At 66.6% G+C, this 13,926-nt stretch carries 10 protein-coding genes; 4 read left to right on the top strand and 6 right to left on the bottom strand.

The window, feature by feature from the left end; all coding sequences use genetic code 11:
• Nucleotides 1-6 precede the first annotated feature (6 nt).
• Together ABIB58_RS00980 and dusB are read right to left on the bottom strand one after the other, a co-directional pair.
• Entirely contained in the window at nt 7-2,277 is a 2,271-nt protein-coding gene (locus ABIB58_RS00980) for a sensor histidine kinase NtrY-like (protein WP_354038652.1), read from the bottom strand.
• Nucleotides 2,274-3,329 (bottom strand): tRNA dihydrouridine synthase DusB, encoded by a 1,056-nt coding sequence (dusB, locus tag ABIB58_RS00975; RefSeq protein WP_045810773.1) that lies wholly within the window; start codon nt 3,327-3,329, stop codon nt 2,274-2,276. The genes ABIB58_RS00980 and dusB overlap by 4 nt, the downstream gene beginning before the upstream one ends.
• A 95-nt stretch (nt 3,330-3,424) precedes the next feature.
• On the opposite strand from dusB, the gene ABIB58_RS00970 reads away from it, so the two are divergent.
• Complete coding sequence (locus ABIB58_RS00970; protein ID WP_045810772.1) at nt 3,425-4,576, top strand: bifunctional 2-C-methyl-D-erythritol 4-phosphate cytidylyltransferase/2-C-methyl-D-erythritol 2,4-cyclodiphosphate synthase; 1,152 nt, start codon at nt 3,425-3,427, stop codon at nt 4,574-4,576.
• On the opposite strand, the gene ABIB58_RS00965 is transcribed toward ABIB58_RS00970, so the two are convergent.
• On the bottom strand, nt 4,573-6,861 hold the full coding sequence (locus ABIB58_RS00965) for a spermidine synthase (protein WP_354038649.1): 2,289 nt from the start codon (nt 6,859-6,861) through the stop codon (nt 4,573-4,575). The genes ABIB58_RS00970 and ABIB58_RS00965 overlap by 4 nt on opposite strands.
• Nucleotides 6,862-6,901: 40 nt before the next feature.
• Between ABIB58_RS00965 and ABIB58_RS00960 the strand changes: the two genes are divergently transcribed.
• A complete protein-coding gene (locus ABIB58_RS00960; protein WP_045810867.1) occupies nt 6,902-7,390 on the top strand; it encodes a CinA family protein in 489 nt (162 codons plus the stop codon).
• 59 nt (nt 7,391-7,449) lie between these two features.
• On the top strand, nt 7,450-7,638 hold the full coding sequence (locus tag ABIB58_RS00955) for a sulfurtransferase TusA family protein (RefSeq protein WP_235968857.1): 189 nt from the start codon (nt 7,450-7,452) through the stop codon (nt 7,636-7,638).
• On the opposite strand, the gene ABIB58_RS00950 is transcribed toward ABIB58_RS00955, so the two are convergent.
• Entirely contained in the window at nt 7,595-8,539 is a 945-nt protein-coding gene (locus tag ABIB58_RS00950) for a YihY/virulence factor BrkB family protein (protein ID WP_231576615.1), read from the bottom strand. The two genes, ABIB58_RS00955 and ABIB58_RS00950, sit on opposite strands and share 44 nt — an antisense overlap.
• 201 nt (nt 8,540-8,740) lie before the next feature.
• Here ABIB58_RS00950 and ABIB58_RS00945 point away from each other — a divergent pair, with 201 nt between their 5' ends.
• Nucleotides 8,741-10,048: a diguanylate cyclase domain-containing protein gene (locus ABIB58_RS00945; protein WP_354038645.1), complete on the top strand. Its 1,308-nt coding sequence runs from the start codon at nt 8,741-8,743 to the stop codon at nt 10,046-10,048.
• A 5-nt stretch (nt 10,049-10,053) separates the two neighbouring features.
• Here ABIB58_RS00945 and mfd read toward each other — a convergent pair whose 3' ends face one another.
• Together mfd and ABIB58_RS00935 are read right to left on the bottom strand one after the other, a co-directional pair.
• Entirely contained in the window at nt 10,054-13,503 is a 3,450-nt protein-coding gene (gene mfd, locus ABIB58_RS00940; RefSeq protein WP_354038643.1) for a transcription-repair coupling factor, read from the bottom strand.
• The gene (locus ABIB58_RS00935; RefSeq protein ID WP_197071032.1) at nt 13,503-13,811 is read right to left on the bottom strand and encodes an FAD assembly factor SdhE; all 309 of its coding nucleotides are present in this window, start codon (nt 13,809-13,811) and stop codon (nt 13,503-13,505) included. Before ABIB58_RS00935 ends, mfd begins: the two co-directional genes overlap by 1 nt.
• Nucleotides 13,812-13,926: the final 115 nt, after the last annotated feature.

Here is a 13,926-nt window from a genome sequence, read left to right as displayed (position 1 = left end):
GCCTCGCTATTCGGCGGCCAGGGTCTGGAGCTTGCGCTCCACGCCCTCGCCGCCTTTACCGTGGGGTTTCAGTGGGAAGACCATGCACACGCGTGCGCCGCGCAGGGTCTGGGCGTCGGCCAGCTTCAGCTCGCCGCCGTGGTCCTCGCAAATACGTTTGACGATCGCCAAGCCCAGGCCCGTGCCCTTCTCGCGCGTGGTTACATAGGGTTCGGTCAGGCGATCGCGGTCGCGCGCCGGCAGACCCACGCCGTCGTCCTCTATCACGAAGGTCGCGACGCCATCTTCGACTGTCAGCGACGCGATCACGCCCGCACGATCCGACGCCGCCGCCTCACCCGCCGCAAGCCGTTGCGCCGCAACCGACTCGCCCGCGTTCTTGAGGATGTTGATCAGCGCCTGCCCCACCATGCGGCCGTCGGCCTGCATCGTCGCCTTGGGCAGGGGCTCGATGATGTCGACGACGATGTCCGGCGCGGCGACCCGCTGAGCGAACACCGCCTCGCGCAGCATCTCGGCCGGGTTCTCGGGCGCGAAACGCGGCGCCGGCATGCGGGCGAAGGACGAGAACTCATCGACCATGCGGCCGATGTCTCCGACCTGGCGGATGATGGTGTCGGTGCACCGGTCGAAGATCTCGACATCCTCGCCGATCCGCGCGCGATATTTCCGCTTCAACCGCTCGGCCGACAGCTGGATCGGCGTCAGCGGATTCTTGATCTCATGGGCGATGCGACGGGCCACGTCGCGCCAAGCGGCGTTCCGCTGGGCTGTCACCAGGCGGGTGATATCGTCGAAGGTCAGGACCATCTCGCCGCCCAGACCACCCTCGATCCGAACGCGGAGACGTCGCGTGTCCCCGCCCCGGCTGACGTCGATGTCTTCCTCGATATGGGCCTCGGCGCGCCGCACCAGATCACTCAACTCCGGCGACAGGGCCGCGAGTTCATGACCCAGAACCTCGGCGTCGTCGATGTGAAGCAGTTGCAGGGCGCTGTCGTTGATCGCCGAAACCCGCCCACGCCTGTCCAGACCGATGACCCCGGCGCTGACGCCCGACAGCACGGTCTCGATGAAACGGCTGCGATCGTGCGCCTCGTCGCTCGCGGCCTTCAGCGCGGCCTGCTGAGCCTGCAAGTCGCCGGTCATGCGGTTGAAGGCGTCCGACAGGGTGGCGATCTCGGCCGGGGCGCCGTCGCTGTCGACGCGTGCGGTGAAGTCGCCGCCCGCGACCTGTCCCGCCGCCTTCACCAGACGACCAATGGGCGCGGAGATGCTGCTGGCCGCCGACATCCCGAGCCACACCGCCCCCACCAGCACCAGCAGCGCCGTCTCCAGATAGCTGAGAACAAAGGCCGACTGGATCCGAGCGCGGCTCTCCTGAGCCTCTCGGTAAGCCTGGATCGACTGAACCGACGTGTTCATTCGCGCCACAAGGCCGTCCTGCAGCGGGCGCACCAGATAAAGATAGGCGTCGCCATAGGCTGGCAGGGCGATGATCGACCTGACGGCGTCTGGATGCTGCGTGACGGTTTGCGGAGGCTGCCCGCCTTCAGCTGCGGCCGCGAGTTCATCGCGGGGCGGCGCAAGATAGGGAGGCGCGCCTGTCTTTTCAGCACGAGCCAGCACCTCGCCCTTGCCATCCAGAATGTAGATGGCGGGGTAGCCGAAGATGTCTCCAACTTGGCCTAGGGCTTCGTTGAACTGAATGCGATCAGCAAACAGGCTTCGCGCACTTCCCAACTGATCCGAAATCGTAACCAAGTCAGCATCCATCGCAGCCGACACGTCCTGGATATAGGCGCGTCCCACGATCGCCCCGTTCTCGACCGAGGCCTGGACGTTTTGGCTGAACCACTGATCCACGCCCCGATTGACCAGAACGCCGAACACCAGCGCGATCAGCACCGACGGGACCAGGGCCACCATCGAGAACAAGGCGACAAACTTCAGATGAAGGCGCGATCCCGCTTCATCGGTGCTACGCACCAGGGTCATCACGCGCCGACCGACGATGATGGCCAGGCCGGAAATCAAAAGCAGATTGGCGGCCAGCACGATCAGGGCGATCTGGCTGCTCGATCCGCGCGCCGACCCCGATGTGGCGCCCGGCGCGACCGCCACCAGCCAGATGGCCGCCGCCGTGATCGCGACAGCCAGAAAGAAGGCCAGTCCGAAGCCGGTCCGCGCGCGTTCGCTATCGACCCACCCCCAGAACGACCCGTCGTCCGACGCAAGGTCGGGCGAAGCGGTGCGTACTGAAGGCGTATCCGTCATGCCACAGCAGTCTCCAACACCTGTGGCCCATTTTCAACAGCAGACTTACCTAACTGAGGCAAATCCGGCCGCCACAGTTCGCGCATGGCGTCTTCGACGGCCATCGGATCGTCCAGGCGGCAAATTCTTGCCTTGGCCTCGCGACGGTGTTGCGGATCGGCCGGCCATGGTGCCTGTTCGATGTACCAGCCCAGATGTTTGCGGAACATCTTCAAACCCAGCGGCAGGCCGTAGAACTCTGCCGACGCCCGCAGGTGCTCGATCACGATCGCCAGACGCTCTTCCGGTCCAGGCTCCTCCAGCGCCACACCGTCGATCAGCGCCCGTTCAAGGTGCGCCGCTAGCCATGGCCGGCCGTAAACGCCGCGTCCCAGCATCAATCCGTCCGCGCCGGACTGCGCCAAGGCCTGGCGCGCTTCCTCGGCGGTGACGATGTCGCCATTGACGATGACGGGGATGTCGACCGCCGCCTTCACCGTCCCGACCGCGTCCCAATCCGCCTGCCCGGTGTAGAACTGCTTTCGTGTCCGGCCATGCACCGTGACGGCCTTGACGCCGATCGCTTCCGCACGGCGGGCCAGTTCGGCGGCGTTGCGGCTCTCGTCGTCCCAGCCCAGCCGCATCTTGACCGTGACCGGCCGATCGGTCGCCTTGACCGCCGCCTCCATGATCCGACACGCCAGATCGGGCGTTCGCATCAGGGCCGAACCGGCGGCCGAGCCCGTGACCTCCTTGGCCGGACAGCCGAAGTTCAGATCGACGATGTCCGCCCCGGCCTTTTGCGCCATGCGCGCCCCCTCGCCAATCTGTTCGGGATCGCGCCCGACTAGCTGGATGACAGTCAGCGGCAGACCGGCTCCCACGGCGGCGCGCCGCACGACGTCCGGCCGCGCCCGCGCCAGTTCCTTGGCCGCCACCATCTCTGTCGCGACATAGACGGCGCCCAGTTTGGAGGCCAGCACGCGGAACGGCAGGTCGGTCACGCCGGTCATCGGCGCCATCAGCACTTGACCGGGCACGGTCACATCGCCGATTTGCAAGGTCTTGGGCATTTCCGTCTTTCGCCGCATAGCAGCCGCCCTCGTCAAGCACGACCGCGGCGCTTTGATGGTTTCGCCCCGTCGCCGCGCGCACTATCAAGACCGCCATGACATTCTCGGGCATCATCGTCGCAGCCGGTTCAGGCTCGCGCGCCGGCGGCGACAAACAGTGGCGACACCTGGGTGGAAAGCCCGTGCTGCGCTGGTCGGCCGAGGCCCTGCTGAACGCCGGGGCCGACGAACTGATCGTCGTGATCGCGCCCGACGCCGTTGAGCGTGTGGCGGAGGCGCTGTCCGGTTTGCCGCGTTGGAGAGCCGTCGTCGGTGGCGCCGCCCGTGCCGATTCGGTCCGCGCTGGTCTCGCGGCACTGGCCTGTCCAGCGGATCAGCCGGTGCTGATCCATGACGCCGCCCGCCCGCTGCTGAATCGCGCGGTCGTCGATCGTCTGCTGTCGGCCCTTGAAACTTTGCACGGCGCCCTGCCCGTCCTGCCCGTCGCCGACAGCCTGCGACGTGGAGAGGCGGACATCATGACCGACGTGGTTGATCGCGACGGTCTGTGGCGTGCCCAGACGCCTCAAGCCTTTCGCCGGGGCGTGATCGAGACCGCCTATGCCGCCTGGTCGGACGCCGAGGTCCCGACCGACGAAGCCGTGGTCGTGCAGCGCAGCGGCGGTGCGGTGGCCCTGGTTCAGGGCGATGCGCGTCTGATGAAACTGACCTATCCCGAGGATTTCGCCATGGCCGAAGCTCTGCTGCCTCAAGCGCAGCGTTATCAGACCCGCATCGGCTCCGGCTATGACGTGCATCGCTGGGGGCCCGGCGGGTCCGTCTGGCTTTGCGGGATCGAGGTGCCGCACGACCAGACGCTGATCGGCCACTCCGACGCCGACGCCGGTCTCCACGCCCTGACCGACGCCATCCTGGGCGCCATCGCGGCGGGCGACATCGGCGACCATTTCCCGCCGACGGATCCGAAATGGAAAGGCGCTTCCTCGGACCAGTTCCTGATCCATGCCGCCGAACTGGTCGCGGCGCGCGGCGGCCGCATCGTCAATGTCGACGTCACCCTGATCTGCGAACGCCCCAAGGTGAAGCCGCATCGCCAGGCCATGCGCGACAGGATCGCCGGGCTGCTGGGCCTTCCGCTCGACGCCGTCAGCGTCAAGGCCACCACGACCGAAGGTCTTGGCTTCACCGGACGCGGCGAAGGTCTGGCCGCCCAGGCCGTGGCGACCGTTGAAACGCCGGCGGCCTAGCGCGCCGCCATCTTCATCTGACGCACCAGCGATCCGAACAAGTTGACGTAGTCGTCCGTCCACGGACGCACCGTCGTCGGCGACAGCTTGCGCCAACGCGCATCGTCCCTGAACCCTTCCATCGCCGCCGGGCTCTTGCCGATCAGCAGGGCCTCGGTCGAGGCCTCGGCCATGTCGCCTTGGCCCGACTGCTCGATATAGACTTGGTGCAGATGCGGAACCTTCAGCGCCTGCGCCGCCGCCTCGGCCGGCAGGGTGATCTCCAGGTTCCGGTTCGACAGATGCAGCACGACGACGCCGTCGGGCGCCAACAGCCGCAGATAGCCGCGGATCGCCTCCACCGTCAGCAGATGCGTCGGCACGGCGTCGGACGAGAAGGCGTCGATGACCAGCAGGTCGTAGGATCCCGCCGGCTCGCGATCCATCGTCAGGCGCGCGTCCCCCAGAACCGTCCGCACCGCCCCATCGGCGCAGCCGCTGATGAAGCTGAACCATTGCGGGTCGCGCGACAGCCGATCCACCATCGGATCGATCTCGAAGAAGGTCAGTTGGTCCTGGGCTCGCTTGTAGGCGGCCATGGCGCCCGAGCCCTGTCCCACCACGCCGACGCGGGCGCCGTCCAGCCGACGGGCCTGCATCTGCAGCATCGCCTGCCCCAGCGGCGTCGAGGTCGCATAATAGAGCGTCGGCTGACAGCGGTCTGACTGCGCCAGGGCCTGGGCGCCATGCAGGGTCGTGCCGTGCATCAGTACGTGGACCGGCCCGCCCATCAGCGGATCGTCGATCTTGGCCACCCGCATCACGCCAAAGAAGCTGCGTTCCGACAGGGCCCAGTCATATCCGCGCGCCAGATGATAGCCGGACCAGACGATGGCGGTTAAAATGATCGTGAACATCACCGCCCGATCGCGCACCAGGAAGGCGAACAGAGTCGCGATCCCCAGGATGGCTTGCGCGATACGCACCAGTTCGGCGTCGGGTATGGCCGCGCGAATGTCCGGCGCATAACGGACCGCCTCCATCGACAGCGGCCCCATAAGGGCGATGACCACGCCGGCGACGCAGCAGATGATTTCCCACGGCCTGATCTCGCGACGGCTCCACGGCCGCAGCAATCCGGCCGCCACCAGCACCAGCGGATATTCCCACACCATGTCGAAAACGGCCGGCGCGATCAGGCCGTTGAAAAGCCCGCCGACCACGCCGCCCAGCGACAGCAAAAGATAGAATTCGGTCAGCCGATCCGGCGCCGGCCGCCGCGCCGCCAACCGCTGGTGACACATCAGCGCGGTAAAGAAGAAGGCCGCCAGATTGACGGTGAACACCAGCAGCCATTCGCCTGTCCGGAACGCAATCAGGGCGGCGCAGGCCGCTGCCGCCGCCGCCTGCAAACCAAGGCCGATGGCTGGCGAAACAGCCGGCCGGGTCTGGAACGCGATGACAAACGTCAGCAGATAAAGCGCAAGCGGTATGACCCACAAAAAGGGCGCTGAGGCCACATCCGTCGTCAGGTGCGCCGTCACGCCCAGCATCAGACTGGACGGCGCGGCGGCCAGCAGAACCAACATCCCCTCTTCGCGCCAGGCGATCGGCGGGCTGGTTTCAAGCGTAGCGGGCTCCGCCGTCCCGATCTCGCGTCGTCGCCAGACCTGAACGCTCAACCCCACAACCATCACCACGAACAGCCCATAGCCGACGCTCCAACCCAGGCGCTGATCCGACAGGCTGGCCAGCGGCTCGATCACGACCGGATAGGCCAGCAGGGCTAGGAAGCTGCCCAGGTTCGAGGCGGCATAGAGAACATAGGGGTTCTGGCCGTCTGCGTGCTCGGCCCGCACACGCGCATACCAGGCCTGAAGCAGCGGCGCGGTCGCCGACAGAACCGCAAACGGCGCGCCGATCGACACCGCCAGCGTCGCCAGCAGCCAAATCGCCGGTTGAGATGGATCGGGATCCCCCAACAGGCCGCTGATCTGCAAGGGCAGGAAAAACGCCGCCACGATCAGCAGGCCCAGGTGAACCCCGACCTGCGCGCGCATCGTCGCCAGACGTTGCAGCAGGTGCGCGTAGCCATATCCGGCGAGCAGCGCGGTCTGGAAGAACACCATCGACGCGTTCCACACCGAAGGCGATCCGCCCAGCGTCGGCAGCAGCAGCTTGGCCGCCATCGGTTGAACGACGAAGACCAGACAGGCCGATGTGAAGATGGCGACGGCGAACAAAATCGGCGCGATGCGATCCGACGTCGGGGCTGCGGGGCGTAACGGATCGATAGCCTCGGTCATGCCTCTGGTTAGAGCGGGGTTCGCGGCCTATGAAAAGACCATGTTTTCCCAAGATATCGCGCAGCTGGCGCAACAGATTGTCGCAACGGCCAGCGAACGCGGCCTGATGCTGGCGACGGCCGAAAGCTGCACCGGCGGTTTGGTGTCCGCTGCGATCACAGCCATCCCCGGTTCGTCAGCGGTTCTGGATCGCGGCTTCGTCACCTACAGCAACGAGGCCAAGGCCGAGATGCTGGGCGTGTCGCTGGAAAGCCTGTCCATCCAAGGGGCCGTGTCGCAAGCCGTCGCCGTGGCCATGGCCGAGGGCGCCGTGGCGCACTCGCGCGCTTCTCTGTCGGTATCCGTAACGGGCGTGGCGGGACCGGGCGGCGGGTCGGTGGATAAACCCGTGGGTCTGGTGCACTTCGCGGCGTCCGGGCCAAAGGGTGTCATTCACCGCGTCGAGCGGTTCGGCGACCTCGGCCGCGATGGGATCCGCCAAGCCAGCGTTCGCGTGGCGTTGGAAATGCTGGCGGATCGGCTTGCGTGAGCGCCCCCGTCGTCATCGACGCCAGGGGTCACCGCTGCCCCGTTCCAAGCCTGAAGCTGATGAAGGCGATGGAAACCGCTCCGCCCGGCGCGCGGATCGTTCTGCTGGCCACCGATCCGATGGCCCGGATCGACGTGCCGTTTCTGATGTCTCAGAAAGGCGGGCGCGTGCTCGAGATCGAGAACGCCGAGGGCCTTCTTCGCGTTACGATCGAGACCGGCGCCCGGCTCGACGCTCCGACAGATTGACGACATCGGCTGGAGGCGCATCGGCGATCACGCGCGCCTTGGCCGCCAGCTCCATTTCGGTGGCGAACGCTCCGCCGTAGAAGATGGCGTTGACGTTCCACGACAGCCAGATCAGCAGCACCACCACGGCGCCGACCGATCCATAGGTGGCCCCCAGCGGCGCGATCTGCTCGACATAGATGGCGCACAGCCACGACGAGACGACCGACATCAAGGTCGCCACCAAACCCCCCGCCGTCGCCGGCAGCCAGGCGACCGGCGCCCTGTGGCTCATGGCGTAGCGGTAAAGCAGCGTCAGCCCGATCACCAAGCCAATCGCGGGCAGGAAGGCATCCAGCGGCGCCATGCCGCTTCGCCCGGACAGGCCGGCGGCCGACGACGACGCATGCGCCATGATCCGCACGGTCACGACCGCGCCCGACACGACAGTGAACAGCGCAAAGGCGAAGATGGCTACGAAGAAGGCCAGCAGATTGAACTTGAAGAAGCCGTGCGGCTCGGTCTCGTCATGAATCAGGTTCAATCCCGCCAACAAGGCCTTGAAACCCCGGTGCGCGGCATAGGCGCCGACGAACAGGGCGAAGGCGCTCTGAGCGGAAACCGTCCGCGCCGATGCATTGCTCAAACGCGTGATTTCGCCCTGAAAAATGGTCTGCGCCGCCTTGGGCAGCAGGTCCGACAAGGCGGTCGCCTGGGCGCTGACTTCGCTGATCGACAGACCCAACTTGTAGAAGCCGATCAGGATGGCGATCGCCGGAAACACGGCCAGCAGGGCGAAGAAGGACACGCCGCCCGTATAGAGCATGACGTCGCGCCCCCAGCTGCGGGTAAACGCTCGCACGGCCAGCCCACCCCAGAACCCGGGCGCTTTCAGGACCGACCGCGTCAGTTGCTCACTCAAATCGGTCCCCACAACCGTTGCACAAGCGGCGGAACCTAGCGGAATTCGTCTGTGGCGAAAGTCTCATCCGCGTGAGGACGATCATTCGCGATCCGGCCGCATCCCTTTGGCCCGACGACATTGCATCCTTAACACCCTCGTCGCTATGGTCCGCGCGTTTCCGGCCGGCTATTGGCGCGGCGACCTTTGGAGACGATCGGCTTGGCTTTCGACGCGCGCGTATTGATCCTGGCGGCTGACGATGGCCGGATCGGGCCGCTCGCTGCGGGTCTGGATGCGCTGGGCTGGACGACGGTGACCGCCCGCGACGTCGTCTCGGCCGAGATGACGCTTCAGGACTTTCCGCTCGAAGCCGCCGTCATCGACATCAACACCTTCGACGCCGACGTGGCGTCTCGCCTTCGCGCCGCCGCCGAGCCGCGCCGCCTGCCCATTGTGGTCATCGGCGCCCGCCCTGATTCGGTGAAGGGCGCGGATCTGACCATGTCCACGCCGCCGCATCCGGCCCAGGCCGCCTTGCGTCTGGAGCAGCTGGGCCGGGCCGCCATCGCCGAGGAAGAATATCGGCTGCGCGTCACCACCTTCGCCACGCGCGGGGTCGGCTTGGACAAAAGGACCGACGACGATGGGCCCTTGCGCGTTCTGGCCGCCGGCGTCGCCGACCGGCGCTTTCTCGCCCTGTCGAACGCCCTGACCGCCGCCGGGGTCGAGGTGGTCGCGGCGCCGACGCCCTACACCGCCTTCGACTACCTGCACGAAAGCCTGTTCGACGCCGCCGTTCTGTGGGGCGCCGAAGACCATGCGCCGGCCCTGTCGATCGCGGCGGGCATGAAGCGCAACACCCGCCTCTATCACATCCCGCTGATGCTTTACCTGCGCGGCCGGAACGAGATCAGCCTGGCTGAACTGTTCAATCGCGGCTTCGCCGATGTCGCCTCCGCCGATACGCCCGAGGGCGAAACGGCCGAGCGGATCCTGTCCCTGGCCGGCGCGCACCGCACCCATCTGGGCATTCGCAAGACTCTGGACTCGGTGCGCAGCCTGGACGTGATGGATCCGGAAACAGGCCTGTTCACGCCCGAACTGTTCGCCAGCCACCTGGGCCGCGTCGCCGAGGCCTCGCGCGCGCGCAAGCGCCCGCTTTCCGTCTGCGTCCTGAGAGTGCGCGAAACCGAGTCCGTGACCTGGGCGCGTCAGGGCGGTTGGCTGGATCGCGCCATGCCGCAGATCGGGGCCATGGTTTCACGCCTGGTCCGCGTCGAGGACACCCCTGCCCGCCTGGTCAAGGAGGTCTTCGCTCTGGCCCTGCCCGCAACCCAAGCTGAACCGGCGCGGCTGGCCGCAGAGCGAATCGCCGCCGTGATCGGCTGCACCGCCTTCGACGCCGGTCCGGACCGGTCGCCATTCGTCGCTGAGTTCGACGTCGGCGCCGCCGAGATGCGCCCCGACGAAAGCGCCGCCGCCCTGCTCGAACGCGCCTCGGCCGACCTATTCGAAAAGACGCGCTGAGGGCTTTACGCCCCCGCCACCCGCGCCAGATCGGCGGTGATCCGCTCGGCCACCTTCAGGCGCTCTTCCGCCGTCGGCCAATCGCCTGAAACGACGATCTTCTGATCCGGACGAATCTTCCAGAAGGCGTGGTTCTTCTGGATCAGCCCGACCAGTCCCGCCGGATTGGGGAAGCTGCTGTCGCGTAAAGTCAGCACCGCGCCGCGCGGCCCGATGTCGATCTTCTCGATGCAGGCCTTGCGGCAGTTCGACTTGATGCCAACGATCTTCAGCAACTGCTGCGCCTCATCCGGCAATGGGCCGAAACGGTCGATCAGTTCGGCGGCCAGGGCTCTGCGATCCTCGGCCTGCTCGGCGTCGGAAAGACGACGATAGAGGCTCAGACGCACGTTCAGGTCCGGCACGTAATCTTCTGGAATTAGGACCGAAGCGCCGACATTGATCGATGGCGACCAACCGCGATCCACCGCCTGTCCCTCGCCCTTTTCGCGCAACTCCGCCACGGCGTCTTCCAGCATCTGCTGGTACAGTTCGACGCCGACCTCGCGGATGTGGCCCGACTGTTCGTCGCCCAGCAGATTGCCGCCGCCGCGCTGGTCCAGATCGTGGCTGGCCAGTTGGAAGCCGGCGCCCAGATTGTCCAGCGATTGCAGAACCTGCAACCGCCGCTCGGCCGACAGGGTCATCGGCTTGACCGCATCGGTGCTCAGATAGGCGAAGGCGCGGGCCTTGGACCGCCCGACCCGACCCCGGATCTGATACAGTTGCGCCAGGCCGAACATGTCGGCGCGGTGCACGATCAGCGTATTCGCCGTCGGGATATCCAGCCCGCTCTCGACGATGGTGGTGGAGACCAGAACGTCATATTCCCCGTCGTAGAAGGCGCTCATCACCTCTTCCAGCTGAGTCGCGCTCATCTGGCCGTGGCCGACCACGAACTTCACCTCCGGCACCTGTTCGCGCAGGAATTTCTCGATGGCGGGCAGGTCCTTCAGGCGCGGCGCGACGTAGTAGGCCTGACCGCCGCGATACTTCTCACGCAGCAAGGCCTCGCGCACCAGGACCGGATCCCACGGCGTGACATAGGTCCGCACCGCCAGGCGATCGACCGGCGGGGTGGCGATGATCGACATCTCGCGGATGCCCGACAGGGCCATCTGCAGCGTGCGCGGGATCGGCGTGGCCGTCAGGGTCAGCAGGTGCACGTCGGCCCGCAGCGTCTTCAGCTTCTCCTTGTGCTTGACGCCGAAGTGCTGCTCCTCATCGACGATGACCAGGCCAAGATCGCGGAAGCCGACCTGTTCGCTGAGCACCGCGTGGGTGCCGACAACGATCTCGACCGAGCCGTCTTTCAGCCCGGCGCGCGTCTCCGACGCCTCCTTGGCGCCCACCATCCGCGACAACTGACGCACCTTCACCGGCCAGCCCGCAAAGCGTTCGCTGAAGGTCTTGAAGTGCTGGCGCGCCAGCAGGGTCGTCGGCGCGACGATCGCCACCTGCTGCCCCGTCATGGCGACGACGAAGGCGGCCCTCAGCGCCACCTCGGTCTTGCCGAAGCCGACGTCGCCGCAGATCAGACGATCCATCGGCGTGCCCTTGCCCAGATCCTCCAGCACATCGCCGATGGCGTTCAGCTGATCGTCGGTTTCCTCGTAGGGGAAGCGCGCGCAGAACTCGGCGAACAGACCCGGCGGCGGCGTGACCGCATCGGTCTCGCGCAGCGCCCGTTTGGCGGCCAGGGCGATCAGCCCCTCGGCCATGGCGCGCAGACGTTCCTTGGCCTTGGCCTTTCTGGCCTGCCAGCCTGCGCCGCCCAGCTTGTCCAGCTGAACGCCCTCGGAATCCGACCCGTATCGAGTCAGAAGGTCAATGTTTTCAACCGGCAGATAGAGTTTGCTCTCGCCGGCGTAGAAAAGTTCCAGGCAGTCGTGCGGGGCCTGCTGGATCTCCAGCGTTTTAAGCCCTTCATAGCGACCGATCCCGTGATCCAGGTGAACCACCAGATCGCCCGTCGTCAGGGCCGACGCCTCCGCCAGGAAGTTCGAGGCGCGGCGCTTCTTGCGCGGGCGCGCCAAACGGTCACCCAGGATGTCGGTCTCGGAAATGACCGCCACCTCGTCGGTGACAAAGCCATGCTCGACCGGCAGAACGCCGCGCAGATAGAGGTCTTTCGGCGCTGCCTGAACGTCGGCCCAGTCGCGCACGGCGACGATGTGATCCAGCCCGTGGTCGGCCAGCATGGTCGCCAGCCGCTCCGACGACCCTTCGGTCCAGGAGGCGAACAGCACCCGCTTGCCCTCGGCCTTCAGGCCCGCCGCGTGGGCCGCCACCGCCTCGAACAGATTGACGCTGTCCTGCGCCCGCTCGGCCCCGAAGGTCCGGCCCAGACGTCCGCCGGCATCCTCGCCACCCGTGGAAAAGGGCGTGAAGCGCCGCACGGTGCGACCCGCCAGCGCCTGATTCCAGTCGCCGGCGTCCAGATAGAGCCGCTTTGGCGGCAAGGCGCGATTGGCGCTGGCCTGACCCTTGGCCTTGGCCGCCTCGGCGCGCGCATCATAGGCGTCCGCGACCAGATCCCATCGCTCGGCGCGGGCCGTCTCGACTTGGTTATCGAGGAAGATCGCCGCGTCGTCCGGCAGATAGTCAAACAGGCTGTCCAGCGTCTCATAGAACAGCGGCAGCCACTGCTCCATGCCCTGACGCCGCGCGCCCTCGCTGATCGTCGCATACAGCGGATCGTCGCCCGGCGCGCCGAAAAGGTTCAGATAGCCGGTGCGAAACCTCGAGATGGCCGCCGCATCCAGCAACGCCTCCGACACCGGCGCGAGGGACACGGACGTCATCTGGCCGGTCGACCGCTGCGTTTCGGGATCGAAAGTGCGGATGGATTCCAGCTCGGAGCCGAACATGTCCAGCCGGACCGGCTCCTCGAAGCCGGGCGGATAGACATCGACGACCCCGCCGCGCACCGCGAACTCGCCGCGCTCCGACACGGTCGAGGCACGGACATAGCCGTTGGCGGCGAAATACCGCTCCAGCGCCTGGATATCGAGATCGCGGCCGACCTTCGTCTCGAACCCTGCCTGTGTCGTGACCGACTTGGGCGGGGTGCGTTGCATGGCCGCCGACACCGTCGTCACGACCAGAACCGGCGCATCGCCGGGCTTGCGCATCGCCAGCCGCGTCAGCGTCGCCATGCGCTGCGCCGCGATACCCGCCGTGGGGCTCAGACGGTCATAGGGCAGACAGTCCCACGCCGGATAATCCAGGACTTCAATATCTTTCGAGAAGAACTGAAACGCCTGAACAAAGCTGCCGGACCTCTGAAAGTCGCGTGCGACGAACAGGCCGACACCGCCGCCGGCCTTGAGTCGTTCGGCGACGATCAGCGCGTCCAACCCCTCGGGCGCGCCGCCCAGATCGGCGTCGGTTCGGTATTCGACCTTGGCGTCCATCAGCCGATCCCCTTGCCGACTTCGGCCGCGACGTGGGCGCGCATGAAGGCGCGCACCTTGGCCATCACCGGGGTCTCGAACTCGGGCGGCGTCGGGTCACGCTCGATGATCCAGCCGTAAAGCCACTGATCTTCCTCGTCGATCAGCCGTTCGAACTGGTCCAGTTCCGCATCGGTCAGGGTCGGCGCGACCTGATCGGAAAACGGACCCAGCACCATATCAGCCTCGCGAAAGCCCCGCCGCCAGGCGCGGAACTGAATGCGGCCCAGCCGCTGCCTGCGCTCAGGCGTCATCTGCTCAGAGGTCATTTCGCTGTCGGGACGCGCGTCGATTTCGGCCACAAGAATCCTTGCCCGTTAGAAATGCCGATGCGCTCATGCAGCGATCCGCCGCGCGGAGAGCGATAGCGCATCAGGAATGTGA

This window comes from Brevundimonas sp. UYEF29 (assembly GCF_040546195.1).
Lineage (GTDB): Bacteria > Pseudomonadota > Alphaproteobacteria > Caulobacterales > Caulobacteraceae > Brevundimonas > Brevundimonas huaxiensis.
Note: the sequence above shows the minus strand (reverse complement) of the source record. Positions and strands in the feature narration are given on the sequence as shown.